The sequence below is a fragment of the Fictibacillus tiangongensis genome, assembly GCF_048083785.1.
Taxonomy (GTDB): Bacteria; Bacillota; Bacilli; order Bacillales; family Fictibacillaceae; genus Fictibacillus.
This window is the reverse complement of record NZ_CP182294.1, coordinates 191,138-213,469: the sequence shown is the minus strand read 5'-3', so window position 1 is coordinate 213,469 and position 22,332 is coordinate 191,138. Positions and strand designations below refer to the sequence as shown.

Below are 22,332 nucleotides of genomic sequence, written 5' to 3'. Positions count from 1 at the left end.
TTAACTTTGCTTCTCACTTTATTAGTGTGCGTCTTTGTAGTAGAAATTCTTTATTTTGTTTTATTCCATTCATCTAATGTGATCATATTATATTCTTCTTTGACATCCAGTCTTAAAGGAGCAATTAATTCGATGCTATTTCCATCTGGATCTGTAAAATAAACGGCTGCGTGAGCTTGCGGGTTATTAGGCAACACTAAAGGTTGCTTTTCAGGCGGAAATCCAAAATTAGTAGAGACTTCTATATCTCTTTCTTTTAACCATTCTTTAATGCTTAACATATTATCTCTATCAATTTGAAAAGCGATATGCCGTAACGATGGGTGATAGGGTGTTTTAACCTTTTCCGTTTCCCATAATCCCAACCAACTTCTTCCTTTATCAATCCAGAAAAACACTAAATTTTCCTGTTGATAAGCGATCTCTAAATCTAGTTTCTTATAAAATTCTATAGAGGTTTTAAGATTACTTACCGGTAAATGTGCTTCATATAGTCCTTTAATCATATGATTACTCCGTTCATTCATTCTATATATTATCTTCTAATCTTTTTCGGGATAAAGAAAGAACTAGAGATACTAGGTTTAGTCGTTTGAATAAATTCAATCTCTTCTCCGTCTGGACCATTATAAAAAACAGTTCTCCAACCATTCGGAAGGTCATACGGTCCTTCTTCTATGAAGATTTCCTTACGAGATAGTTCCTTTATTTTTTTTGTCACAGAAGTCACGCTGAATGCAAAATGACTGCTTGCCGCATGACTTCCTGAATTAGTCATCAATTCAAGCTGAAATCCTTCTCCTACTAAAAATACGAGCTCTGTATCGTTCCACATGAAACTTTCTTTCTTTTTAATAGGAAGAATCTTTTCATAGAATTCACAAGACGTTTTCATATCACTTACATACAACCCGATATGATGCAGCATCTTATTCATCCATTTACAGAATTAGATTCATATCGCCAAACTCGTGCCAGAGGTAGCGCTTTTGAATCGCATCATTGTAAGCTTTATATAACTTGGATCGGTCTACGAATGCAGAAAGCAGTTGCAGGTGACTCGCCTCCGGTTCGTGCATCCCTGTAATCAACCCATCGCATACGGCAAGTTTCGTATTTTCAGTAATGTATAGATTCGTCCATCCACTAGCTGCCTGGACTCTTCCGTTATGCTGTGCCACTGTCTCTAGCGTCCTTACAACTGTTGTACCAACTGCGATCACGCGACCTCCATTGTTTTTCGTTTCAGAAATGAGATCAGCGGTTTCTTTAGATAAATGATAATTTTCAAAGTTCTTATCCGGTCCTTTGTGCCACTTATCATCCAGCAAATAACTCAGACCCGTATGAAGCGTAATATAAGCGATCCTAACGCCTTTTTTCTGAAGCCGGAACAGAAGCTCCCAACTGAACGCTCTTCCAGCAGAGGGCATCTCTACAGAACCTGGAATAGTTGCGAAAACCGTTTGATAGTAATCCAGATTCCAAGGCTTCTGAATGTATTCGTACCTGACAGGCTCTCCTAGATCATAGATTTGGTTATACAGCGAAGAGCAGCATAGATTAAATGCTAATGATACAAAAGGTGTATCTTCTGACTGTTCGATAATAGTAGCCGTTAATGTCGGCGAAAAACGGATGACATCACCCTCCTTAACAGTTCCGCTAACAGGCAGTGCTTCCCATGTCGATTCATTCTTTCTGTGAGCCAGTCGGATCTCTGCCTCAGTACCATCTGCTTCTATTCGACTCTTTAAAACGGCTGGAACTGTTCGGCTCGCGTTAAGTACAAGCAAGTCACCTTTTTTCAAGTACCTATCTAGTTGATAGAATTGTGTATGATTTGTCTTTCCTGTGTTTTTGTCGAGCACCATCATCTTTACATAATCTCTGCGTAATCCTCTTCGTTCTGGTGGTTCTTTTGCGTTTAGTTCATCTGGAACCTCAAACTTCATCGCTGTTTCCATTAGAACTCACTCCCCTCAAGCTGAAACGTCTGTGCTTCAAATCGCTTGCCAGTAATGAGGGAAGATGCTTCTGATGCCAAATATCCAAAAACAGCCGTCAGATCTTCAGGCTTTGCAAGCTCATAATCACAGTCTGGTACAGCACGTGCATGCATTTCTGTATCCATCTCACCTGGATCAACCATGTTCACACGTACTCCAGATTCACTTACTTCGTCTGCCCACGTTTCGGTCAACCCTTCAAGTGCAAATTTTGAGATGCCATATGCTCCCCAACCTGCATAACCGGTTGCACCCGCTTCTGATGTAATATTAATGATGCTTCCATGTTGTTTTTGAAGCATGATCGGTAACACTCTTCTTGTTACTAAAAATGGTCCAATCGTATTTACGCGAAGAACTTCTTCAAAATCCTGTTCTGGATAATCAAGCAAATAAGGAATTGGGCTAGGACCGATGATGGATGCATTGTTAATTAAAACATCTATTACTCCAAAGTGCTCTTCTGTCAGAGCTACAAATCGCTCTACATCTTTTGACTTTGACATATCTGCTTCTATCGCTAGAACGTCTGCTCCAAGCTGGATCGCTTCTTTCTTTACACTTTGAAGTGCAACTCCGTTTCTTGCGCATATCGCCAAGTTATAACCTTCCCGGGCAAAATATAGCGAAAGCGCTTTACCTAAACCTTTTGAAGCTCCTGTTATCATGATTACTTTTTTCATTGTTTGTTCCTCCTAAATACTATTATTTTATACTTTTTATACATTTATGTTTACTAAGTATTTTTATTATAGTTATACATCTTTTCATTCGTCAACGATTAAGTTTACGAATTTTTCGACAAATTTCCCGGAAAATAAAAAAACCTCTGCCGTAGCAAAGGTTTACTTAAGACGAAAAGAAGCTCCGTCTATAATCTCAACGTCGTTCCTCTCTTTTATTTCCCTCATAAGCTGAAAAAGTGCTAAATCTTTTTTCTTGGATTCAATCATACAATCGATTTCATCCACAGTACCTTTTACTTCTTTTAAAAAATCAAAAAACATATTAACATCCACATAGTCTGCATGATTCCTAAATTGTTTCTCGCTCTTAGGACTTGAGATATGCATCTTTAATGGCAACGGTGATTTTTTCCACGACTCTACTACTCGTGGCCAGTGCTGTATCCAGTTCTCGTCATGATGGTATGAAAGGTGATGGTGATAATCGAATACAAGGGGAATCTGCAACTTTTCACAAAGGTACAGAGCATCCGCCATTGTAAAAGATGTATCATCGTTCTCAAGCATGATCATCTTTTGGATGGATAACGGAACGCTTCCCCAATTCTGCACGAATCGCTCCAGTGCTACATCGGTTTCTTTATAGTTTCCACCTACATGCATCACACATCGATGTTCTGTATTGATTCCCATGTTTTTTAATAATTTGTAGTGCAGCTGCAGCGTCTTAAGAGAGTTTTTAAGTATCTCTTTTTTCGGTGAATTGATCAATACAAAATGGTCAGGATGAAAGTCTAGTCTCATCTTATGCAGTTTCGCATATTGCCCCATTTCGTGGAGCGCATCACTTATTGGACTGATATAATCCCAGTCTAAGAGCTCACTGTGATTGGCTAGCGGAATGATCCTTGAGGTCATTCGATAAAAACGTACATCGTTAGCCGCCGCATGCTTTAATACTCTTAGCGTATTGGTTATATTGGCATGCGATATACGCTCAAGCTTCCTCAATCCCGCTTCTCTATTCTGCAGCTGGCTGAATTGTTTATAGGTCATTGTTTTGGACGGAGAAGCATTTTTCAGTTCCATGCTCATCGCTACAAAACCAAGTTTAATAATGGTCATCTGTACCACCTCATTTTTATCGTTAACAGTATGACCCAGATGTTCACACTTTTAATCGCTTCAAAAGTGGTTAAAACTTCAATAAACCAAATACTGCCTAAGTGCTTTACCAGCACTTAGGCAGTATTTCTTTAGGCAGCTTGCTCAGCCTGTTTTTTCTTTCTGCGCTTAAACAAATTTCCGATATTTGCAAGCATCTCGTAAATAACCGGCACAACGACTAATGTAAGTAAAGTCGATACCGAGAGTCCGCCTATTACAACAATCGCTAAACTCTTAGAAACAAGGCTGCCGCTTTCCCCACCAAACATTAATGGAAGCATCGCACAGATTGTTGCAACAGCTGTCATTAAAATAGGGCGAAGACGAGTAGCACCGGCTTCGAGTATTGATTCTCTGACATCTAATCCCTTTTCACGCTGCTGTTGGACTCGATCGATAAACACTATCGCATTGGTTACTACGATTCCAATCAGCATGAGTGCACCAATCAATGAGGATATGTCTACTGGGATTCGTGTGATGACTAAAGCTAATACAGCCCCTACAGCAGCGAATGGCAGCGAGAACAGGATAGCAAACGGCGCGCGTGCCTGACCGAATGTGATTACCATGATTAGATAAACGATTAGGATGGCAGCACCCATTGTTAAGAATAGATCCATAAACTGCTCATTCATTTCTTCACCTACGCCACCTAGAGCGATTGAAACACCCACAGGTTTTTCAATATCTTTTAAAATTGCAGCCACATCAGCATTTACTTTTTTTACGTTTTTATCTGTGATTATTCCTTTTACCTGTAGATATTCTTTCCCATCTTTGCGGAAGATCTGTGACTTGGCTGGCTTTAATTCTAAGCCGGCTACATCTTTTAAAGCAACCGCCCCTTTTATTGGTGAAAGTATCGTCGTCTCTAATAGATCAACGCGGTCTTTTATATTACTTAAATCATAGCTCATCATCACAGGCAGCTTAATATCGTCTAGCGTAATCTGACCAACTGGACTCTTGCCAGTCAATCCTCTTACTTGCTGTGCCACCTCAGCTGGCGTTAGTCCAGCAGCCTGTGCCTTGCTTTGATCAACCTGTAAAACCCACTCATTCTTCAAATCTTCATTGTTGGATTGGACGTTTTCCAGTCCCTTTACATCCTGCAGTTCTGTTGTAAGTTTTTCTGCCATTGGTGCTAGATCTGCTTGTTTTTCCGCAGTAATATTTAAAGTAATCGCATCTGAGCTTCCACCCATCATACTTGCCATGCCGGCCGAGATGGTAGCTGGTGCATATTCCTTTTCTAGCCCTTTTATTTCTTCTACAAACTCCTCTGTATCTGTTCCTTTTTCCATCTTAGCAACAAGTGTCGCAACGTTGTTTCCTTGGGCAGCTCCCCATTGGGCCATCTCACTGGAAACTCCAACCTGTGAGTAGCTTGCCGCCACGTCATCGGCACTATTAATATGTTCTTCTAGTTTATATGTTCCTGCTTTTACTGTTTCTAATGATGTGTCTTCAGGGTACTCAATACTTATATTTACCATACTTTCATCAGCAGATGCCATGGATCCTGCGGGCATGACGACATACAAAGCAATAGAACCAGCAAATAAAAGTACACAAATTCCGCTTACGATCCACTTATGATTTAACGACCAGCTTAAGATGTTTAAATAGCGCTTTGGTGGTTTTGGTGTATGTTCTTTAACGTTTCTGAGCATTTTGTAACTCATTAACGGAACAACTGTTAAAGCTACAAGTAACGATGCGAGCAAGGAATACACCATCGTTAAAGCGAATGGTAAGAAGAATACTCCAAGCGCACCTTCAACTAAACCGACTGGTAAAAAGACAGCAATCGTTGTAATAGTTGAAGAGGTTATCGCCTTGGCAACTTCCCGAACTGAATCTACAATTAGTTCTTTTGAACGTTCGCCCGTTTGTAGGCGGCGAAAGATGTTTTCAATGACTACGATACTGTCATCTACCAATCTCCCTACTGCAACCGCCAATCCACCCAGAGTAAGCACATTCAAGGTAATGCCTGATTGATGAAGCAAAAAGAGCGTTAGGCATATTGAAAGAGGAATACTAATTACCGCGATTATCGTTGATTTGAAATGGCGCAGGAAAAGCAGGATGACAACGGACGCAAACAATGCTCCGAGAGCTACTTCTTTTGCCATACTCATTACAGAGTCATACACAGAATCTGATGTTGCATAGAACACGTTTAGCTGAAACGTGTCACCATACTGTTTATTGATTTCTTTCATTTTTTCTCGAACATCATCGCCGATCTGTACAGCGTTCGCACTCGCCTCTTTTGTAACAGACATATACATAGCATCTTTTCCATCTACATGGGTGAAAGATTCTAATTTTTGTTCATCCTTTAGGTCTGCCACATCTTTTAATAAAACACCTGGAGCAACCATGATGTTTCTCCATTCGTTCAAGTCTTTCATTTCACCTATGACTCGAAGCGTATTCGTCTTTTCTTCAAGCGTTACATCCCCCGCAGGAAGGGATACGTCTTTTCCTTGAAGCGCAGCCATAATTTGAGGTGCAGCTACTTTTTTCTCAAGTAGCTTGTTATTGTTAAGTTGCATTGTTATTTCTCTAGTAGCTTTTCCATATAGCGCTACATCAGAGACTCCTTCCACACTCTCAAGTTGTGGAATGACTTCTTCATCAATCTTTTTATAATCTTCAGTAGTAAACGCACCGTCTTTATTTAAAGTAAGGTCCATTATAGGAATCATAGATGTATTCAATTGAATAACGTATGGCTTATTTATTCCTTCAGGAAGCGGGAAGTTGTTTGTTTTTCGCTCGACTTCAGCAGCTGCTTCCTTCATATCTGAGTCCATATCAAACGTCAGATCAATCTTTGAAATACCCTGTCCCGAAACAGATGTAACGGAGTCTACCCCTTTAATGTTTCGTAGATCTTGCTCCATTGGTTCAGTAATGGTGTCAGTCATTGTTTCAGAATCCATACCATCGGCTAACGTTGTCACGGTAACCATGGGATTATCAATACTCGGTAAAAACTCCATCGGTAAACGCTGTCCAGCATACACCCCTAATGCAGAAATCAGCAAACACATGATGACGATCGCAGAACGATTTTTCAAAGAAAACCAGGTCAGCTTCAACATTTCTCTTCCTCCACCCCTTGAGGCCTTTTGCACAACAAAGGCTTCCACATAATTACAATACTTGGCTATTGTAGTATGATGGTTAAGGGAAAACAAGTAATATTTTTAATATTTTACCAAATCAACAAAAATAGAAGTTTTCCAACAAAAAACTGCCCTCAGTTGCCGGAGGACAGTTCTTATTTCTTTTGCTTTAAGGCAAATACCTTTTCGCGCCAACATATGAATTACTCCAATATTTAGCGTCTAATGACTGTATTCGTACACCTTTTGAAGTAGCTGCGATAAACTCTTTATTCCCCATATAGATACCTACAAAGGAAACACTCTTGCCGTTTGTTTTGAAAAATACGAGGTCTCCTAATTTCTCTTTTCCTTTTGCAACGGGTGTTCCGCCTTTATATTGATCAGCGGACGTTCTCGGCAAACTTTTGTTCACTACTGTTGTTTTGAATATATATGTGGTAAACCCTGATGAATCAAATCCTTTTGGTGTTGTGCCGCCCCATTTAAATGGAGTTCCAATATAGAGTTTAGCCGTTTCTGTCACTTCTTGATCATAAGATGGAGATGCTTTTGCTGCGGATACACCGCCTAAGATCAATAGAGCTGCGAGTCCTAATGAAACTACTGCGACGAGTAAACGTTTCATGTTTAACATCCTCTCTTTAATGAACTCTTTCACTCTATTAGTCGATTATTACACAACGAAAGTTACTCTCGTTCCATAGAAAAAAGACTGCAAATTGCAGCCTTTTTCGACATTCATTATTCTTACTATTGATAGAAGTTTGCTCCAGTCACTCCTTCAATCTCTTCACTAAGCTTATAAGGACCGATTGAATCAATTTTCGTATTGTTAAACTTTACAGACTCAAACCCGTAGCTTTCAGCTGTTAATAGAATAGCGTCGATCATCATCAGATCTTCTGTATCATCAGCTGATAATTTTATAGAATCAGGAAAGGTAATCTCTACGTCATCCTTGTTTAGTACTTTTACACCTAGTACTGTGTTTTTAGGCAACAGCGGTTTAAGGCCACGCTCTTGGTCATCATCCATCATCTCAAGAGCATCTTCAAACTCCTTTGGCATCGATCTCGTGTCTATCCCCGTTGCATAAAGACTTACGATAAATGCATCTGTTGATGGAGCGTCATAACGAAAATGAGGAGCACCAGGAACTTTAAGATCCCACTCAGATACTGTTCCATAACGCTGAAATTCGTAGCCTTTGTCACCATCCATACGCAGTTCGACTTTCGCCTTCTGATTCTCGTTAGCAAAAGTCATCGTGATCAAAGCCTGAAGCAGAGGTTCTTCGGCTCCATCAATAGATCCAGCTGGCAGATCAACAATCACCGTCTCTTCTTCCTCGGTAATTTTCGCTTTCTCTAGCGGACTATCCGCTAATCCAACATCGTTAGGATTGAATGCTTTAAGTTCTTTATTCACTTTATTAACGTAAAAGTCTTGGTCAGTTAAGAAACTAACAGGTATGACAAGCTGTGCTTGATCATCTAAATAACCTACAGTCACCCAATCTTTGTTCATCGCTTTCAAGTTCTTTTCAAGATAAGGCGTATGATACGCAGCAGATGGCTCAGCTTTCATGATCCCAGCAGAGTTTTGATCTTTATCCGCTGAGTCATCTAACGGTTTTTCTTCCCTCTTATCCGATTGCTCAGCAACTTTGGAGTTCTCCATCTGTATCCCGTTCTTCACAAGATCTGGAGCGAAGACACCAAATATAACAAGCGCGCAAGCAGTAGCGAGTGCCGGTATACTCCATGAAGGAAGGCGTTTACCTTTATTATCCTTATAATTAATATTTGCCTGAACCTTTAAGAAAAGATCCTGCTTAGATCGACGGTCTCTTATTGGGGGCAAATGCTTAAGATGCTCTTCAATTTTTTCATCATTCCACTTAATTGGTTCCATCTTTCAATTCCTCCTCCAGGCCCGGTTGCTGATCCAGCCATTTGCGCAATTCTTTTATAGCCCGGTGCTGGGTGGTCTTTACTTTACTTTCGGTCCAACTTAGTATTTGCGCAGTTTCTGAGATCGATAATGATTGAATGTACCGAAGTACAAGCACTTGCTGCTGATCGAGTGAACAACGTTTCATCATTGTATATAAATCTCGGTAAGACTCTTTTTTTGCAACTAATTCTTCTGGAAGGGGATCTCCATCACGCAATACACTTTCACTTTCTTTTATATCAAAGAATAGGAACCGTTTGTTGCGTCTGGATTGTTTTCTAAGCCAGTCAATGGCCACGTGCCTGGCAATGGAATACAACCATGTTTTCTCTGAACTCTTGCCTTCGAAACTTTCGTAAGCGTTCAATACCCGGATATATACTTCTTGCACAAGATCTTCTGCCGATTCGCGATTTCGTACCATATAGAAGATAAATTGAAATAACGCCGTATGATATTCATCGTACAATCGGTCGAACGTGTCCTTCACTTCGGATGGCCCCCTATCTCTATGTATTTATGTAGTCGAATTTACTTATGAAAAGTTACATTACAAATATGTTACTTCTAAGTCTACTCTTTTTTATATCATCTCGAAAGGACCATTTGGTCGATAATTCCCAACAAAAGTGGAACTTCTTAGACAAAACTAGCCAGTAAATATGTCTAGGGCGGGACAAGGATTGTTTTAGTTAAAAATAGCCATCGATAAGGCATACCGCACAGGGTATTTTCATAGTTAATATGAGAAATTTTTATGATAATCCCTTAAAATTCGAATGTATATCCGAGAGTTTTGATTATAATCCCGCGAGTTTTGCTTATATATCCGCGAGTCGACTTATTTCGACATGTACAAATATTCATATACCCTCACTAACAAACATTCTACTAACACAAATAAAAAAGACACCAAAAATAATGGTGTCTCCTCTTTATTTCGTAATTACATAACTTAAAAACATTTCTTCGATGGTATCCCAGGCAATCCGGTATTGCTCTTCTTCTCCTAAAAAAGAATAATGAAGCACATTACCATCACGAAGAGCCCAAAAGATTCGTGAAATGTTTTGCGGATCTAACTCTTTTTTGATTTCTCCCGATTCCTGACCTTCTTTAATAATCTTCACGATATAATCGATAAAACGATTATATCGAGCTGCAAGAATAGATCGTAGATCATCTTGTCTTGATCCATAGAGCCAGAATTCAATATATACACGCATCGTCTGCTGATCATCTTCTTTTAACTCTTGTTTTTTCCAACGTTTGAATAGATTTTCAAGCTTTTTACTAGCACTTGTAAGAGAAGCGTTCTCTTGTTCCATATCTTGAAAAAATTCATCTGTTCGTTTCTTTAAAAGCTGAAGATAGATTTCTTCTTTACTAGCAAAATAGTTATAGATGGCACCTTTACTGATGTTTGAATCTTTAACGATGTCGTCTATAATCGTAGCTTGGTATCCCTTTTCACTAAAGCATTTTAAGGCGCTCTCAAGAATGTGGTTGCGTTTCTCTTCTTTATACTCATCTGAAACTTTAGGCATGATGCTTCCTCCATTTATGACACGTCTTCTATAAGTATAACAGAGTTTTCAGTCTATTTCGGAAAAAGTTTTCACCGGGCGAGACTCGTTAGTCTGTTCGATTACCCGTTCCATATGAACTTGTTCAACATACGTTGTAAATCCTGTTTCGCGCAACAGTTGGTTTAGATAATCCTCTTTTTTAGGTATGTTGATCGTTATCCTTTTTACAGATTCCTCGGCTGGAGTGAATACGGTTTTTACTAATTCTCTCACCGCCTCCTCTTGGAATTCATTCTGTTCGTCGGTTACACATTGATAGAGTAGAATTGTGGATAGCTTTCCTGTTTCATTATAAACTTTTTTATAAACAGCATATCCGAGTGGAATTTCGTCTTTCATTCCTACCACACATGTACAGTCTCTTACACTCTGAAATTGCGTCTGCCATGCGGTACTAGGTTTAAAAAAGGACAATCGTTGTATATCAAATTGAGATACTTCTTTGATCTGTATTTCTGAACTTGCTCTGTTCCAAGCAGTAATGACTCCTTCATGCTGAAGATACGTCAGTTCTTCAAACGTCTCATAACCCATGCTCTTATATAGTTGAATAGCAGCTTCATTTTCTTTTACCGCTTCAAGTCTTGCAATTTCAACCTTCTCTTCTGCATATATGTTTATGCAGACGGATATGAGTTTCTTGCCAACACCCATTCCTCTAAAATCTGGAGCGATCGCGGTCCCACCGTTCCATACGTATCGTTTGCCGTTAATCGTTCGAAAACTGTTCAGTACAAACCCTGCCAACTTGCCATCGTAAACAGCCACGACCGACTTTTCTAATGAAATTCCTTCACCTGCAATCTTTTGTATGAATCGATTAAGATCCATGGTCATATCAGAGAAATAATGCTTCCACGATTCGTTCCATAACGAAATCGCTTCATTAAAGGTTAACTCACTAAATCGTTTAATGACTAACACTACAATCACTCCTCAATCTTTTTTTAAAACGACTGGTCGTTTTATTAAATTTTATAAAAAAAAGAAATGTATGACCAACATAATCGTTCGACAAAATCAGAATTCCTTTTCTCCGAATAAAAAACTGATATCCCGAGAGAAAAACCCCTCTAGATATCAGCTTTTCATACATTTATGATCTTTCTTCATTAAATAACATCTTAAAATGATCATAATACTCTTCAACTTTTTGATCTTCTTGCTTTAAATAATCGTTTAATTGTTGTTCTGATGACAATTGAAGAGCCTTCTCGCCAAATTCAGTCATATCATCTAGTACACCAGAAGTTTTCTCTCCGATCTCAACATCTTCTTTTAATAGTTGAGCAACTTCTGTTAATTTATTGAGCTGTTCTTCACTTAAGCATTTGTTTTGATGAATATCTTCCAACATGGAGTAAATAATCTGAGCTCTTTCTTTTGTCTGTGTTTTCATAGAATCACTCCTCTAGTTTAACTTTCCCCCATCCAGTCTCTTTATAAACTGTTTTATATTTACAAGTATTGGGTAAATCAGGAGTAGTAACTTAGAGAAAGGAAGAGTGCTATGGCGAAAAGGTCTGTACTTCGTCAGAAAAGAAAACGATCACTTTGGATTCGGCGAACAGCTATTATTACTCTCATTCTTTTCTTATCCAGCGTGACATTTGGAGGGGCCATGATCTATGCATACGTGAATGGAACTCCGAAACTTACAGCTGACGACTTGAAAGATCCTCAATCATCGATGATCTACGATATGAACGATGAGTTCATCACGTATGTAACAGGCTCTGAACGACGAGAATATATCAAGATTGATGACGTTCCAGAACTCGTTCAACAAGCATTTATCTCTACAGAAGACGTTCGATTTAAAGAGCACATGGGAATCGATGTGAAGCGTATAGTAGGAGCCGCGGTTGCAAACGTACAAGATGGATTCGGTGCTGAAGGGGCAAGTACGATCACTCAGCAGGTTGTAAAAAACTCCGTTCTATCGTCAGACAAAACACTGGAACGAAAAGTGCAAGAAGCTTATCTTGCAATTCAATTAGAACAAAAGTACACAAAGAATCAAATTCTGGAGATGTACTTAAACAAAATCTACTTTGGCAGCGGAGCATATGGTGTTGCCACTGCTTCAAAAACTTATTTTAATAAGCCTTTAAAAGATCTATCGCCCGCAGAAGCGGCTCTTTTAGCTGGTCTGCCTCAAAGGCCGAGCAGTTATGACCCTTTCCTTCACCCTAAAGTGGCAGAAGAAAGACGAAACACCGTACTGCAGCTCATGTACAAGAATGGTGCAATTACTAAACAGCAAAAGGAAGAAGCTCTCCGTACTTCCGTAACGAAATCTCTCTCAAAAGAAAAAACGAAGCGATTAAAGTATGATGCTTTTATTCAGCAAGTAATTAAGGAATTAAAAGAAAAAGGACTTTCTGAGAGAGCGATTTATGAAGGCGGATTAAAAATTTACACAACACTTGATCCAAAAGCTCAAGCTCATACCGAAAAAGTGCTATCTACTGAAGAATATGTGAACTATCCAAATGACAAATTCAAGGCCGGTGTCGCACTGCTGGATACAAAGACTGGTGTGATTCGAGCATTAGGCGGGAACCGAACAAGCGGTGAGCAAAACATTGAGAAAGGTTTTAACTATGCGACTGATATAACACGCCAGCCCGGTTCGACCATCAAACCAATCTTAGATTATGGTCCAGCCATAGAAAAATTTAAATGGTCTACGTATAAACAGATTAAAGATGAAGAGTTAGAGATCGACGGTTGGGAAGCTGGAAACTGGGATGATGAATTTCATGGAGATGTTTCCATGAGAGAAGCACTCGTTCATTCCTACAACATTCCTGCGATTAAAACCTTTATGGAAGTTGGCTCAGAAGATGCTGTAAGCTTTGCCAAACAGTTAGGTATTCCTATTAAGAACGCTCATCCTGCCTATGCCATTGGAGGATTTGGTAAAGGGCCATCCCCGCTTGAACTAGCAGGGGCTTACACGGCATTCGGAAATCAAGGTGTCTATCATAAACCGACCACGCTTCGCAGTGTAAAATATCCGGATGGCTATGAAACGAAGTATGAATCCAAACCTGTTGCAGCCATGCATGATTACACGGCGTATATGATTACAGATATGCTTAAAGATGTTGTTAAACGCGGAACAGGAACGCTAGCCGCTATCCCCGGGTTAGAGGTTGCAGGAAAAACAGGAACGACGAACATGCCAGATGGTCTTGACCATATTGAGAAGGGCTCTAGTGATTCTTGGTTCGCAGGTTATACAACAAATTACACAGCCGCTGTATGGACAGGTTATGACAAAACAACAGCTGAGAGCTACCTAACACCTGAAGACCAAAGAATCGCGAAATACATTTTCAAGTCTATCGTCTCTGAAGTGTCAAAAGATAAAAAGACTGCTGGATTTTCTAAGCCAAAATCTGTTGAGGAAGTATACGTCAATAAAGATACTGGCTATGTAACGAAAGATGAAAACGGTTCTAATGTGACGAAAGAGCTCATCGTAAAAGGGACATCGCTTAAAGAGATGACTGCTCCGGTTAAAACAAAGAAACCTGCTAAGAACGAACGGACGAAGACAAACAAAAAAGAAGATAAAGAAGTGCAGGATGATAAAAAGAAAGATTCAGATAAGGTTAAAGAGGAAGAGAAAAAGAACGAAGACGAAAAACAAACAGAGCCTCCTTCAACAAAGCCAGAGGATGAGGCTGATCCTCCTCCACCACAAGATGACAACCCGGATGATCCTGATACAAAACCTGAACCAGAGGATCCACCGACAGTACCAGATCCACCACCAACGGAACCTCCTCCGACAACAGAACCGCCACCAACTGAGCCACCACCGACTGAACCACCGCCTGCAGACGGTGGTCAAGGTACGGGAACAGGATCAGGCGCTGGAACATCTGGAACAACTACTACACCGTAATCAAAAAAGTAACCCGCTAAATTTAGCGGGTTACTTTTCTATGAACTCATACAAAAAGGATTCTCCATTACGATAAAACCGCGGATCATAGATCCCTAGTTTCTCCTCTTCTTCAACTACAACAACGAACGGAGACCAATCATAAAGTGTTTTTGCTTTTGGATTCTCTTCAAAAAGCGGCTCTAGATCAGCTTCATCGCTAGAAACCAACACATGCTCTACCTCAGGCTCAATAAAAAGACTATCTTTTACAATCTCTACTTCGCTATCTTTTTTACCGATCACTTGAAACTGGGTAGGAACAAAGCCTGCCGCTAATGCTACCTCATCATACTTTTCTTTTGCTTCGTTATAGATGACATAACCTTGTAGCGACTGAACGGCAACATGTGCAACTATCAAGATCCATACCACGCGGAAAACTTTAAAACGATCTGATGGTTCTTTTTTTCTTGAAACAATAAAACCAGCGAGCATCAAGAACCAATATACAAAATCAACAATGGGAATCGTACCAAATGTGACTCGATAGCTTGAGAAAGGCTCGAGATATCCTGTTCCCCACGTGTTAAAGAGATCACTCGTATTATGAATAAAAACGGCTAAGAGCGCCCAGTAGAAAAGCCTTCGATCTTTCACCTTAAATAAAAGCCTGCTAAGAAGATAGATGATAATGCCCCAAACAGGAACGAGGAAAAAAGAATGTGTTAATCCTCTATGCCACATCTGCTGCATGATGCGACCCGTTTCCGTAAGATTTACGACCACATCAATATCAGGAATCTGACTGCCAACCACTGTAGTAAACAACAAAGCCCTCTTGTGCGACTTGTCCATATTCATTTTATTCGCAGCGCCATACAATGTTAAACCAAACAAGGTGTGAGTTACTGTATCCATAAGTCCTCTTTCATTCTTTTTTCTTTTATGTTAACGAAAAAAAGAACTTCTGTCTTGATAGAAGCTCTTTGTAAGGTTTCCATTATTTCCTAAGATAATTTCCGGGGAAATTCGACTTTATTTCCTACTTGTCTACACTTCTTGTTTGTAGAGCTCTATCCCTTTGTACAAGAGGAATTTCTCAATCTGCTGTTTATGATGATCGTCGTGTCCAACCATTCCCTTGATATATTCACATAATGTAATCCAGGAATCTCCCATCTGAATTTTCTCTTCCCAAATCGCATTCGGCAGTTCTAGGAGCTTTCTAGATAAGTCGAGTCTACATTCAATTACTTCATCAATCATAGCATTCTTGGTGATACCCGATTTTGCTTCATAAGAGGCATTTTTATTTATTTTTTCTACATCCCCCAATTTAGGTGGTGTGTTAGATTTCTTCAGAAAATAAGAAAACCTTTCATCCCAAACGAATACATCCCATGCTTTAATATGTGCGATGATTTCACCTGTAGACCACTTACCTTCTTGAATAGGCTCGAGCCAATATTCTTCAGGCATACGTTTTAGTTCCTGAAGCCAATTTACTAAACTGCTAAATTTCATGATCACTTCACTCATTAGCATGTCCTCCTATCATTCCATGAAACTTTTTCAATTTCATTAGGATTTTGTCCATGTCACTCCTTCTTCTGGGACATACACTAAGATGAAAGCATAAGGCACAAGAAAGAAGGAGGACTTACAGCATGTTTGGAAAAAGACAGAAACAACAACGTAACTGGGGCTATCCAGGTTACGGATATGGTTGCTACACCCCATGCAGCGGTTACGGATATGGCGGCTACGGCGGAGGAGGCGGCGCTTTCGCTTTAATTGTCGTGCTATTTATCCTTCTCATCATCATCGGTGCGTCGTGGAGATAGTAGTTTATTAAGAAGCAAGAGTCTGTGCTCTTGCTTTTTTATTTAACTGATCTTTTTCTTATTTATAAAGGTAAACGAGGCATCCTTTGTAGTAAGTTGTAGTTTACTAGAATCTTTCTTTTTTTCCTTTTTCCTCACAAATGTTTGAACACTCGCACGCTTAATACCTTCAGCCATAAAGTTAAACGCCATAATTACGGTTGCAAAACTGAGTACTGGAAAAATCACTAGCCATGGTGCAAGTCTTAGCTGATAATAATATCCTCCTAATAGTCCGGACCATTCGTTCGAAACTGATACAGGTATTTCAAACTCCATCCCGTATTCCCGAAAAATCGTCCCTCCAAAGAAGATTCCTAATATACCAAGATGCGCTAGCAAAAGTAACACCGCAATGACTTGCTGAACATACATAAGAAGAAGCTTCGGCCATAGGTGTGGCATAACATGCTTAATTAGAATTCGCAATCTGCTCCCACCCATCAGTTTTGCACTCGTAATGAAGTCTTCCTGCTGGATGAGGTTAATTTCTTCCTTGATTAAAATGGCTGTGTTCGGTACAGCAATCAGCACGATTAAAAAGAGTTCAAAATATACCTTGTCCCAGTATGTAAACTGATCTGAAATAATGACTGGCCCTAGAATCAGAGCAATGAGCAAAGCTGAAGGGATATAATAAAAGGATTGTCCTAAACCTTTAACCACTGGTAGAATTCGACCCGCACTCAATAACAAAATGCCTCCAATATAGGAAAGGATCATCCGAAGGAAACTAGCTAAAAAGGCAATACCTAATGTATGTTTTGCACCAGATATGATTTGATAAAATAAGTCTGCTCCCATCCTGTCACTGCCGAACCAATATTCACTTGATGGAGCAAAAGGCGCTTTATCAACCGGTGTGATACCTTCGTAGATGATTTGATTTTCATAAATTTCGTTATCCATAACATAATAGTGGTACATGCTAAAAGTAAGCAATGAAAAGACAAACAAAAAACCGATCAAAAAGAATGGTTGCTTCCAAATCGCTTTTATCATTTTTTGCCCACCCACTTATACGTCAAGATTCTAAGACCTGTAAAAAACAGAAACATGGGTATAAACAATAACAACATGGAGATCGTGAATATTTCAGGACTTCCCATTTGTCTGACTAGAGTTGTAATTCCGTATACATTAAACAAAAATTCAACCATCAATAGATTTGATAGCATGAACCAAAGTATATTACGTGATTGATGAAAAACACTGAGTAGCGTGTTGGGAAGAACATGCCGCCAAAGAATACGGAATTCTCCTATGCCTTTACTTTTCGCTGTATCAATATAATCTTTTTGAAATTCATCTTCCATGTTAAGAAGCAATATACGTAAAATCATGAACAATGGAACGATAGTTAAACAAAAAATAGGGACGGCATACGTTTTCTGATCATGCAGTGACACAATCTGAAATAAAAGAATATTCGTCTTTTTAAAAAACCATACAATAAAAAACTGTATGCCTATTGCAATCAATACATCGGGTAAAGATTCAAATACAAATGAAAACACACGTATCTTATCTTTTAAGCGTGATGGCAGCATAAAGATGGTGATAGCCAAAACAATCGCTACGATAAGTGCAATGAAAAACGCAGAAAACAAAAGTGTTAATGAATATCCATAAATATTCCACATGCTGGGGAAAAGTGAGTACTTACCGCTTTCCGTAAAATACATAATCTCTCCTGGATGCATCAGTGCCTTAAACAATTCACCAATTCCATTCAAATAACCATTCGTATCGAAGGACATGTTAGTAAACATGAAAGGAATGGAACCAAGGAGAATGATCCCAAACATAGATAGAATCAAAGAAAGCAAACTATCTCTTAAAATGAACGGCATAATATCCCCCTATTTTTTGCTTTTATATTCTGCCTTAGCAAGATTAAAATCTCTTGATCCAAATGGAATGACAAAAACATTATTCAAATCTCCTTTACATCCATCTAAAGCTATATGTCTGTTTGAATCTAAAATACTTACACATTCAATGTCACCTGTTGGCATTGCATATGTTTTGTTTTTATTCTTAAAAACAGTCTTATCTTTATTTAAAAAGTGCAGCTCGCTTGTTGTCGGCTTACCGCTTTTTGGAAAAATCGTTATTTGCAGTTTGCTCTCCTTATTGGCTTTTACATCATCCAAAAAAGCAAACATAGGAACCAAATACTCTGTTTTTGTCGCACCTGTCATGATTTCATGTTCTTTGTCAGATAAGTTCTGTATGACCACATGATCTTTTTTGATCGCATCTTTAATCGTGAACTTCGATTCCTTTTCAGATTCTTTCTCAGAACAGCCCGTTAGTAGAACTCCTGCAATAAAAAATGCACCCCATTTTTTCAAAAGTAATCCCCCTTTTATTCATAGAATATTCTTACTTTTTAAGATATTATATTTTCCTTTTTATTACAAATACTATCCTTTAAAGAATTTAGACGTACAAAGGCCCCTCTTTTATTCAAAAGAGAGGCCTTTATTTTTATAATTCTAATGTTTGTGGTTCGTGTTCACCGTCATTCATAAGCCGGATTAAGCTTGGTTTGATTTCAAGCAAGATATAGTTAGGATCATTCGGACCTTCGAAATAGTGTTTCATTTGATCGTTCCAAAACTTTTCCTTTAACCCTTGATCATCTCGAATTGTAGCTGTACCTTCAATTTCAAGATAAGGATCATTATATCCTTCACCATCATAGCCGACAAGTACGTGAACATTCGGGTTATCTTGAATTTCGTCGGCTTTATGAGTCTCTATACTTGTTGGTGTATAAAAAGTAAGCTCGTCGTGGAAGAAGGTCATGTATCGAGAATGTGGCTTGTTCTTCTTCACTGTTGCCAGCACGCCCGTCTGTTTTTTGTCTACTACTTCAAATACTTTGTTTTTCATCTGCTCTTTATCCATGTCATCCACTCCTTAAAGTTTGGCTCTATTATATCTACCTTTTAGGATGGAAAATAAAACATCAAGTTATACATAGATGAAACAGAGAGTTTTTACACTGCCGCATTTGATAGGCTTTCTCTTTCAACGGTCTCCATAAAATCATGAACGACTTTATTGTTGTTTTTGTCTCCAGCGATTTTTAACATCACTTTTCCTAAAAAGTTGATGCCTTTATTTGACCCTTCATAAATAAATTGGGTCGTATTTTCATCCGTTTTAATAAGAGTGAACGCTGTTTGAATCTTAAATGCTTTTGCCAAGCTAAAACCGATTTCTAGATGCTTACGATTAACAGTATCTTCGTATGCCAACGTTTCTACGATATATGTTTCTACCCTGCGTCCTTCTTTATAGGACTGCTTGTACGTAGAACCCACCACACCCTCTTTCTTCTCAATCGGTGTATGCTCTACAACGTTCGGCATGATCCTTTGAATATTCTCATCAGAAAAAAGCACCCAAACTCTTTCAATGTTTACTGGTATCGTTCTCTCTTCTTTCCACGTTAGCATTTTTCATCCTCTTCCTTTCCCCATAATAAAAATTGTTCGATCTCAACTATCGTGCCGTGTAGTTCATCTATCTTTTGTTGAATATTTCTCTTTTTTTCGTTTAAGATGTGCTCTAGATTCTCGAAGGATTCATCTTCAATAACTGAGAGCATCTCTTGGATGGTGAAGTTGAAGGTTCTCAAACGAGCTAAGATCATGGCAATTAAGTAAGACCCATTATCGTAGTATCGATACTTATTCTTAGGATCGACATAAACAGGCTCTAATAACTTCACTTCTGCATAATATCTAAGGGTTTCTTTGCTCAATCCTGTCATTTCTGAAAACTCACTTACTCGATACATGTCTCATTCACCGCCTGCTATTTCATCATAAACCGTGTTGTGCACCACATGGTCATATCTTTTTCTTTCGTTATTCTTCCTCAAGCATCTCTTTTATTCCTTTTATAGGAGTTATAATTTCTTAACGTAAAAGATCCCCCTTCTCTATGTGAAAAGGGGGACTCGTATGAAAGGAGTGATCAACTCATCCAAATTGCGCTGCATGTAAACGGCTATAGATTCCTTTTGATGCTAACAGATCGTGGTGATTGCCTTGTTCTGCAATTCCTTCATTCGTCACTACCATTATTCGATCCGCATTTTTTATCGTTGCAAGTCGATGTGCAATAACGAGTGTCGTTCGTCCTTCTGTTAATTCTTCTAATGCTTTTTGAATCGCGACTTCAGTTTCCGTATCTAATGCAGATGTAGCTTCGTCCAGAATCAAGATCGGCGGGTTTTCAAGAACATACGAGCAATGGCTAGTCTCTGTTTTTGGCCTCCCGAAAGCTTGACTCCTCTTTCGCCGATCACTGCCTCAAGTCCGTCAGGCTGATCTTTAATAAAGTCATCCAATCGAGCTCTCTTCGCCGCATCCATAATTTCAGCATCGGTCGCGTCTAAGTCACCGTATGCAATATTTTCTTTGATCGTACCTGAAAATAGGAAAACATCTTGCTGCACGATACCGATCTGTTTTCGTAATGATTCTAGCTTCATCTCTTGTATGTTGATACCGTCAATTGTGATTGATCCACTTTGAACATCATAAAAACGAGGCAGCAGACTGCATAGCGTTGTCTTACCTGCACCTGATGGACCGACAAACGCGACAGTCTCACCAGAGCGAATGGAAAGATCGATGTTATTCAGAACTGATCGGTGACCTTCATAACCAAACGTCACACCCTGATAACGAATCGCCCCTTTTAAATCAACCTCTATCGCATCTTCTGAATCTGCTATGTCGGGAGCTGTGTCCATGATTTCAACGAACCGCTTAAAACCGGCAATTCCTTTAGGATAGCTTTCAATAACAGCGTTTATTTTTTGAATCGGTCCAATCAATATGTTCGATAGCAAAATAAAAGCAACAAACTGTCCATACGTTAATTCACCTGAAATAACAAAGTATGTTCCAAACAATAAGGTAAAAAGGGTCACTAATCTCATTAATACATAGTTTGACATAACGTTTTGAGCCATGATCTTATAGGATTGAAGCTTTGTGAGACGATAATTCTTATTGTTTTCTTTAAACTTTTCCTGTTCATATTTTTCGTTCGCAAAAGCCTGAACAACACGTATTCCACCGATGCTGTCTTCTACTCTTGCATTGATCTCCGCTACATCCTGAAACATTTTTCTAAACGTAATCGTCATTTTTTTATTAAAATAAATAGCAAGAATAATCAATAAAGGAATAACGATAAAAGACAAAACAGCGAGCTTCCAATTGATCGTTAACATGAGTCCGAACGATCCAATCAATGTCATAACGGCCACAAACACATCTTCTGGCCCGTGGTGAGCAACTTCTCCGATCTCTTCCAAGTCTTTCGTAAGACGAGAAATACTATGACCGGTCTTATTGTTATCATAATAGCCGAACGAGAGTTTCTGCATATGAGTGAATAGCTGCTGACGCATATCTGTTTCAATATTGATCCCCAGCTTGTGTCCCCAATACGTAACAACAAAATGAAGAAACGTATTTAAAAGGTAAACAAGCAACAAACCTAGACAAGCTAAAGAGATAACTTCCCAGTTTCCATCAGGAAGAAGTCTATCGATCACTTGGTTTACAGCTAACGGAAAGGCCAATTCCAAAATTCCAACTAGAATGGCACATGAAAAATCAAGTATGAACAACCATTTATACGGTCTATAATAAGCAAAAAAACGAGCTAACACGTATAGACCTCCTTTTCTGTATAATTGAAATACAACTAATTGAAATCCATTCTCAATTATACAGAATAAAGGATTTTCTTACAATTTTAAATGACTGAACCGTTACTTTTGGTATTTCTTATGCAAGTTGATTGTTGCGCAGAGGTGCCGACTCCTATGGGACGAGCGGTCAGTCAGAAAGTGAAAGTGAAAATTTGCATTCTAGACCGTTCAACTTTTAAACACGAGGGGGCTAGCCTTACATCTAAACATGTGCAGAACATATGGACGGAAAATAACTAACCGCTT

Annotated in this window: 22 protein-coding genes and 1 pseudogene; 2 read left to right on the top strand and 21 right to left on the bottom strand. The window is 39.0% G+C overall.

The features are described 5' to 3' along the window. Positions 1-50: 50 nt before the first annotated feature. The 12 genes from ACNJYY_RS01150 to ACNJYY_RS01095 all read right to left on the bottom strand — a co-directional run bounded on the left by ACNJYY_RS01150 (position 51) and on the right by ACNJYY_RS01095 (position 11,952). Entirely contained in the window at positions 51-506 is a 456-nt protein-coding gene (locus ACNJYY_RS01150) for a VOC family protein (RefSeq protein WP_416730222.1), read from the bottom strand. A gap of 29 nt (positions 507-535) precedes the next feature. Beyond that, positions 536-928, bottom strand: a complete 393-nt coding sequence (locus ACNJYY_RS01145) for a VOC family protein (protein ID WP_416730221.1) — start codon at positions 926-928, stop codon at positions 536-538. 13 nt (positions 929-941) lie between these two features. After that, positions 942-1,967: an S-adenosylmethionine:tRNA ribosyltransferase-isomerase gene (locus ACNJYY_RS01140; RefSeq protein ID WP_416730220.1), complete on the bottom strand. Its 1,026-nt coding sequence runs from the start codon at positions 1,965-1,967 to the stop codon at positions 942-944. Beyond that, entirely contained in the window at positions 1,967-2,692 is a 726-nt protein-coding gene (locus ACNJYY_RS01135) for an SDR family NAD(P)-dependent oxidoreductase (protein WP_416730219.1), read from the bottom strand. The genes ACNJYY_RS01140 and ACNJYY_RS01135 overlap by 1 nt, the downstream gene beginning before the upstream one ends. 162 nt (positions 2,693-2,854) lie before the next feature. Next, the gene (gene uvsE / locus ACNJYY_RS01130; protein ID WP_416730218.1) at positions 2,855-3,820 is read right to left on the bottom strand and encodes a UV DNA damage repair endonuclease UvsE; all 966 of its coding nucleotides are present in this window, start codon (positions 3,818-3,820) and stop codon (positions 2,855-2,857) included. A gap of 131 nt (positions 3,821-3,951) precedes the next feature. Continuing rightward, positions 3,952-6,981, bottom strand: a complete 3,030-nt coding sequence (locus ACNJYY_RS01125; RefSeq protein WP_416730217.1) for an efflux RND transporter permease subunit — start codon at positions 6,979-6,981, stop codon at positions 3,952-3,954. A gap of 193 nt (positions 6,982-7,174) precedes the next feature. Continuing rightward, positions 7,175-7,633 (bottom strand): C40 family peptidase, encoded by a 459-nt coding sequence (locus ACNJYY_RS01120; RefSeq protein ID WP_416730216.1) that lies wholly within the window; start codon positions 7,631-7,633, stop codon positions 7,175-7,177. A gap of 125 nt (positions 7,634-7,758) precedes the next feature. Next, positions 7,759-8,922 carry a hypothetical protein gene (locus ACNJYY_RS01115; RefSeq protein ID WP_416730215.1) on the bottom strand — a complete coding sequence of 388 codons (1,164 nt, stop codon included), beginning with the start codon at positions 8,920-8,922 and terminating at the stop codon, positions 7,759-7,761. After that, positions 8,909-9,454 carry an RNA polymerase sigma factor SigX gene (locus ACNJYY_RS01110; RefSeq protein ID WP_416730214.1) on the bottom strand — a complete coding sequence of 182 codons (546 nt, stop codon included), beginning with the start codon at positions 9,452-9,454 and terminating at the stop codon, positions 8,909-8,911. The genes ACNJYY_RS01115 and ACNJYY_RS01110 overlap by 14 nt, the downstream gene beginning before the upstream one ends. A 445-nt stretch (positions 9,455-9,899) precedes the next feature. Beyond that, complete coding sequence (locus ACNJYY_RS01105) at positions 9,900-10,511, bottom strand: TetR/AcrR family transcriptional regulator (protein WP_416730213.1); 612 nt, start codon at positions 10,509-10,511, stop codon at positions 9,900-9,902. Between the two features lie 48 nt (positions 10,512-10,559). Further along, entirely contained in the window at positions 10,560-11,477 is a 918-nt protein-coding gene (locus ACNJYY_RS01100; RefSeq protein WP_416730212.1) for a GNAT family N-acetyltransferase, read from the bottom strand. Positions 11,478-11,649: 172 nt separating this feature from the next. Further along, the gene (locus ACNJYY_RS01095; protein WP_416730211.1) at positions 11,650-11,952 is read right to left on the bottom strand and encodes a hypothetical protein; all 303 of its coding nucleotides are present in this window, start codon (positions 11,950-11,952) and stop codon (positions 11,650-11,652) included. A gap of 111 nt (positions 11,953-12,063) precedes the next feature. On the opposite strand from ACNJYY_RS01095, the gene ACNJYY_RS01090 reads away from it, so the two are divergent. Further along, a complete protein-coding gene (locus ACNJYY_RS01090; protein ID WP_416730210.1) occupies positions 12,064-14,472 on the top strand; it encodes a transglycosylase domain-containing protein in 2,409 nt (802 codons plus the stop codon). Between the two features lie 30 nt (positions 14,473-14,502). On the opposite strand, the gene ACNJYY_RS01085 is transcribed toward ACNJYY_RS01090, so the two are convergent. Both ACNJYY_RS01085 and ACNJYY_RS01080 read right to left on the bottom strand, forming a co-directional pair. Next, positions 14,503-15,372: a metal-dependent hydrolase gene (locus ACNJYY_RS01085; RefSeq protein ID WP_416730209.1), complete on the bottom strand. Its 870-nt coding sequence runs from the start codon at positions 15,370-15,372 to the stop codon at positions 14,503-14,505. A 132-nt stretch (positions 15,373-15,504) separates the two neighbouring features. Next, positions 15,505-15,993: a DinB family protein gene (locus ACNJYY_RS01080; protein ID WP_416730208.1), complete on the bottom strand. Its 489-nt coding sequence runs from the start codon at positions 15,991-15,993 to the stop codon at positions 15,505-15,507. A gap of 128 nt (positions 15,994-16,121) precedes the next feature. On the opposite strand from ACNJYY_RS01080, the gene ACNJYY_RS01075 reads away from it, so the two are divergent. Further along, complete coding sequence (locus tag ACNJYY_RS01075; RefSeq protein ID WP_144704659.1) at positions 16,122-16,298, top strand: YjcZ family sporulation protein; 177 nt, start codon at positions 16,122-16,124, stop codon at positions 16,296-16,298. Between the two features lie 42 nt (positions 16,299-16,340). Here the strand turns inward: ACNJYY_RS01075 and ACNJYY_RS01070 are convergent, their stop codons facing one another. The 7 genes and pseudogenes from ACNJYY_RS01070 to ACNJYY_RS01040 all read right to left on the bottom strand — a co-directional run bounded on the left by ACNJYY_RS01070 (position 16,341) and on the right by ACNJYY_RS01040 (position 22,044). Continuing rightward, entirely contained in the window at positions 16,341-17,339 is a 999-nt protein-coding gene (locus tag ACNJYY_RS01070) for an ABC transporter permease (protein WP_416730207.1), read from the bottom strand. Then, complete coding sequence (locus ACNJYY_RS01065) at positions 17,336-18,190, bottom strand: ABC transporter permease subunit (protein ID WP_416730206.1); 855 nt, start codon at positions 18,188-18,190, stop codon at positions 17,336-17,338. Before ACNJYY_RS01065 ends, ACNJYY_RS01070 begins: the two co-directional genes overlap by 4 nt. 9 nt (positions 18,191-18,199) lie before the next feature. Further along, positions 18,200-18,694, bottom strand: coding sequence for a hypothetical protein (locus tag ACNJYY_RS01060; RefSeq protein WP_416730205.1), 495 nt, complete (start codon positions 18,692-18,694; stop codon positions 18,200-18,202). A gap of 136 nt (positions 18,695-18,830) precedes the next feature. Continuing rightward, complete coding sequence (locus tag ACNJYY_RS01055) at positions 18,831-19,253, bottom strand: pyridoxamine 5'-phosphate oxidase family protein (protein ID WP_153236608.1); 423 nt, start codon at positions 19,251-19,253, stop codon at positions 18,831-18,833. Positions 19,254-19,345: 92 nt separating this feature from the next. Further along, entirely contained in the window at positions 19,346-19,807 is a 462-nt protein-coding gene (locus ACNJYY_RS01050) for an SRPBCC family protein (protein WP_416730204.1), read from the bottom strand. After that, entirely contained in the window at positions 19,801-20,151 is a 351-nt protein-coding gene (locus ACNJYY_RS01045; RefSeq protein ID WP_416730203.1) for a MerR family transcriptional regulator, read from the bottom strand. Before ACNJYY_RS01045 ends, ACNJYY_RS01050 begins: the two co-directional genes overlap by 7 nt. A 184-nt stretch (positions 20,152-20,335) precedes the next feature. Beyond that, positions 20,336-22,044 (bottom strand): annotated as a pseudogene (locus tag ACNJYY_RS01040) (ABC transporter ATP-binding protein). Positions 22,045-22,332 lie beyond the last annotated feature (288 nt).

Bases quoted from the DNA above. Each gene is read 5' to 3' on its own strand.
- ACNJYY_RS01070 (WP_416730207.1), bottom strand. From the start codon at position 17,339: ATGATAAAAGCGATTTGGAAGCAACCATTCTTTTTGATCGGTTTTTTG.
- ACNJYY_RS01095 (WP_416730211.1), bottom strand. From the start codon at position 11,952: ATGAAAACACAGACAAAAGAAAGAGCTCAGATTATTTACTCCATGTTG.
- ACNJYY_RS01090 (WP_416730210.1), top strand. From the start codon at position 12,064: ATGGCGAAAAGGTCTGTACTTCGTCAGAAAAGAAAACGATCACTTTGG.
- ACNJYY_RS01075 (WP_144704659.1), top strand. From the start codon at position 16,122: ATGTTTGGAAAAAGACAGAAACAACAACGTAACTGGGGCTATCCAGGT.
- ACNJYY_RS01120 (WP_416730216.1), bottom strand. From the start codon at position 7,633: ATGAAACGTTTACTCGTCGCAGTAGTTTCATTAGGACTCGCAGCTCTA.
- ACNJYY_RS01045 (WP_416730203.1), bottom strand. From the start codon at position 20,151: ATGTATCGAGTAAGTGAGTTTTCAGAAATGACAGGATTGAGCAAAGAA.
- ACNJYY_RS01145 (WP_416730221.1), bottom strand. From the start codon at position 928: ATGCTGCATCATATCGGGTTGTATGTAAGTGATATGAAAACGTCTTGT.
- ACNJYY_RS01140 (WP_416730220.1), bottom strand. From the start codon at position 1,967: ATGGAAACAGCGATGAAGTTTGAGGTTCCAGATGAACTAAACGCAAAA.
- ACNJYY_RS01080 (WP_416730208.1), bottom strand. From the start codon at position 15,993: ATGAGTGAAGTGATCATGAAATTTAGCAGTTTAGTAAATTGGCTTCAG.
- ACNJYY_RS01050 (WP_416730204.1), bottom strand. From the start codon at position 19,807: ATGCTAACGTGGAAAGAAGAGAGAACGATACCAGTAAACATTGAAAGA.
- ACNJYY_RS01150 (WP_416730222.1), bottom strand. From the start codon at position 506: ATGATTAAAGGACTATATGAAGCACATTTACCGGTAAGTAATCTTAAA.
- uvsE (WP_416730218.1), bottom strand. From the start codon at position 3,820: ATGACCATTATTAAACTTGGTTTTGTAGCGATGAGCATGGAACTGAAA.
- ACNJYY_RS01135 (WP_416730219.1), bottom strand. From the start codon at position 2,692: ATGAAAAAAGTAATCATGATAACAGGAGCTTCAAAAGGTTTAGGTAAA.
- ACNJYY_RS01125 (WP_416730217.1), bottom strand. From the start codon at position 6,981: ATGTTGAAGCTGACCTGGTTTTCTTTGAAAAATCGTTCTGCGATCGTC.
- ACNJYY_RS01065 (WP_416730206.1), bottom strand. From the start codon at position 18,190: ATGCCGTTCATTTTAAGAGATAGTTTGCTTTCTTTGATTCTATCTATG.
- ACNJYY_RS01105 (WP_416730213.1), bottom strand. From the start codon at position 10,511: ATGCCTAAAGTTTCAGATGAGTATAAAGAAGAGAAACGCAACCACATT.
- ACNJYY_RS01085 (WP_416730209.1), bottom strand. From the start codon at position 15,372: ATGGATACAGTAACTCACACCTTGTTTGGTTTAACATTGTATGGCGCT.
- ACNJYY_RS01055 (WP_153236608.1), bottom strand. From the start codon at position 19,253: ATGGATAAAGAGCAGATGAAAAACAAAGTATTTGAAGTAGTAGACAAA.
- ACNJYY_RS01115 (WP_416730215.1), bottom strand. From the start codon at position 8,922: ATGGAACCAATTAAGTGGAATGATGAAAAAATTGAAGAGCATCTTAAG.